4 protein-coding genes are annotated in these 2,042 nt (G+C 70.9%); all 4 read left to right on the plus strand.

The annotated features are described in order from the left end of the window. The coding region (locus tag NQ160_RS22890) for an SbcC/MukB-like Walker B domain-containing protein (protein WP_306854073.1) at positions 1–365 on the plus strand (365 nt) is incomplete at its 5' end. Positions 366–374: 9 nt separating this feature from the next. Then, positions 375–560 carry a hypothetical protein gene (locus NQ160_RS22895; RefSeq protein ID WP_257517319.1) on the plus strand — a complete coding sequence of 62 codons (186 nt, stop codon included), beginning with the start codon at positions 375–377 and terminating at the stop codon, positions 558–560. 10 nt (positions 561–570) lie between these two features. Beyond that, positions 571–699: a hypothetical protein gene (locus tag NQ160_RS22900; RefSeq protein ID WP_257517320.1), complete on the plus strand. Its 129-nt coding sequence runs from the start codon at positions 571–573 to the stop codon at positions 697–699. 108 nt (positions 700–807) lie between these two features. Then, entirely contained in the window at positions 808–1,386 is a 579-nt protein-coding gene (locus NQ160_RS22905) for a hypothetical protein (RefSeq protein WP_257517321.1), read from the plus strand. The last annotated feature ends 656 nt before the right edge of the window (positions 1,387–2,042 follow it).

A 2,042-nucleotide genomic window follows, 5' to 3' on the forward strand; every position in this document is an offset into this window, starting at 1 on the left:
GCCTCGGCATCGAGGTGCTCGACGCCCACACCGGGCAGTCGCGGCCGCCGCAGTCGCTGTCCGGCGGCGAGACCTTCCTCGCGTCGCTGGCGCTCGCGCTGGGCCTGGCCGAGGTGGTGACCGCGCGGGCGGGCGGCATGCGTCTGGACACCCTGTTCATCGACGAGGGATTCGGCTCCCTCGACGCTGACACGCTCGAACTGGCCATGCGCACGCTCGACGAGCTGCGCGCCGGTGGCCGCACCGTCGGCGTCATCAGCCACGTCGAGGCGATGAAAGAACAGCTGCCCGCACAGCTGCTCGTCGAGGCCACGCCGCGGGGGCCGAGCATCATCCGGCAAGACGTGGTCTCCCACGCCTCGTAAGCTGGCCTCATGGACAAGAGCAGCACGATCTGGACAGTCATCGGCATCATCGTCGCGGTGGTGATCGCCTGGGTGCTGGTGAGCGTGCTCGGCAGCGTGCTGATGTTCGCGATCAAGCTGGCCATCGTCGCCGTGGTCGCCATCATCGTGTTCTTCGCGATGCGGGCGATGTTCGCCCGCTCCCGCCGGCACTGAGAACCTGCTCGTGACCGGCTCCGTCGATCCCGAGAAGAACCGGCCGTCGCCGGCGCGCGTCGGCGTCTGGCTCGTGGTCAGCGCCGTCGGGCTGTACATGCTGGCATCCGGAATCATCGGCATCGTCTCCGGCGGCTGAGCCGGCACCAGCCGCGCAGGCGCGGGGTATTCACGGCTGAGGCCGTGGCCCCGATGCACAGCGTGGGCGAAGATGGGGAGACCGGCTTCTGCCGGGGAGAGGTGCGACATGGAATCCGTCCCACTCGAAACGCCTGAAGGCATCACCGCTCGACTCGGGTGGGACCCGAGCACGAGCGTGCACGACCGCCGACGCATCCTCACCCGCGAGATCGTCGCGGGCCTCGAGAAATGCGAGCCGTATGAGATCCGCGTCGAGCGCGAGCCGCCTCGCGGCTACGGCTATCACACGCGGCTCATCGCCTCACGCGACGGCGAGAACCTGCCGTACGCGGTGAAGACGGCGAGTTACCGGTCGGCGACGGTCGTCGCGGTGACCGATCCCGACATGCCCCTGGGCCTCGACGTGCGCGACATGCACCCCGACGCCACCGACGTCCACATGATGCAGAAGCACTCGCACCTGCTAGACGAGAACAACATCCCCGACCTCCTCGACCACTGGACCCGCGTGCAGGCGGTGCTCGAGGCCGACGGGCGCGGGGTGCGCGTGGCCGCAGAGCGTGTGCGCCTGGACTCCACCCGCCGTAGGGGCTGGCTTCCCGATCGCAAGCTGGGCTACCACCTGGTCGACCTTTCGCGCGACGGCTGGATCATCACCATCGCCTACGGGTCCCTGCGCGTCTGAGCGCCTGCCCGGGTCCGTGGCGGGCGGGTAGCGCCCGTCGGGCGGTGCGCGCCGGTGCGCTGGCGGGCGCCGGCGGCGCTCGCACGGCGGGTGCACTCGCGTGCCCGAACGCTCACCCGTCCCAGATGACGGTTTCCCGCCCCGTGAAGCGACGATTCGCGACAGGTGAGCGGATGCCGGGCGGTCGGGGCCGTGTGGTGCGCACGCCCGGTGCGCACGCCCTGTGGTCCCGCCCTGTGCGCACGCCCTGTGGTCCCGCCCTGTGGGCGCGCGTCCGCCCGGCATCCCGACCCGAGTGCTCGCCTGTCGCGGATGACGGTTTCCTGCCCAGTGGAGCGACGATTCGCGACAGGTGAGTGCGCGGCGGCGGTCGGGACCGGGTGTGATGCCGGTTTCCCGCCCCGGTAAGCGGCAATCTGCGACAGGGGAGCGGATGCTGCGCGGCAGCGACACGCCAGCGGATCAGCCGGCGCACCCCGGGACCTATGCGTCCGAGAGCGCCGCGTCGAGCTCGGCCAGCCACGCGCGGGCGTTGCCGTCGCTGGGAGCCCGCCAGTCGCCGCGCGGCGACAGCGATCCGGCTGCTGCGACCTTCGGGCCGTTCGGGATCGCGGAGCGCTTGAACTGCGCGAACCCGAAGTAGCGCTGCAGGAACA

It is taken from the genome of Microbacterium sp. zg.Y909 (assembly GCF_024626565.1).

What these genes read in the sequence shown, in the direction of transcription:
- NQ160_RS22905 (WP_257517321.1), top strand. Translation starts at nt 808, where the DNA reads ATGGAATCCGTCCCACTCGAAACGCCTGAAGGCATCACCGCTCGACTC.
- NQ160_RS22895 (WP_257517319.1), top strand. Translation starts at nt 375, where the DNA reads ATGGACAAGAGCAGCACGATCTGGACAGTCATCGGCATCATCGTCGCG.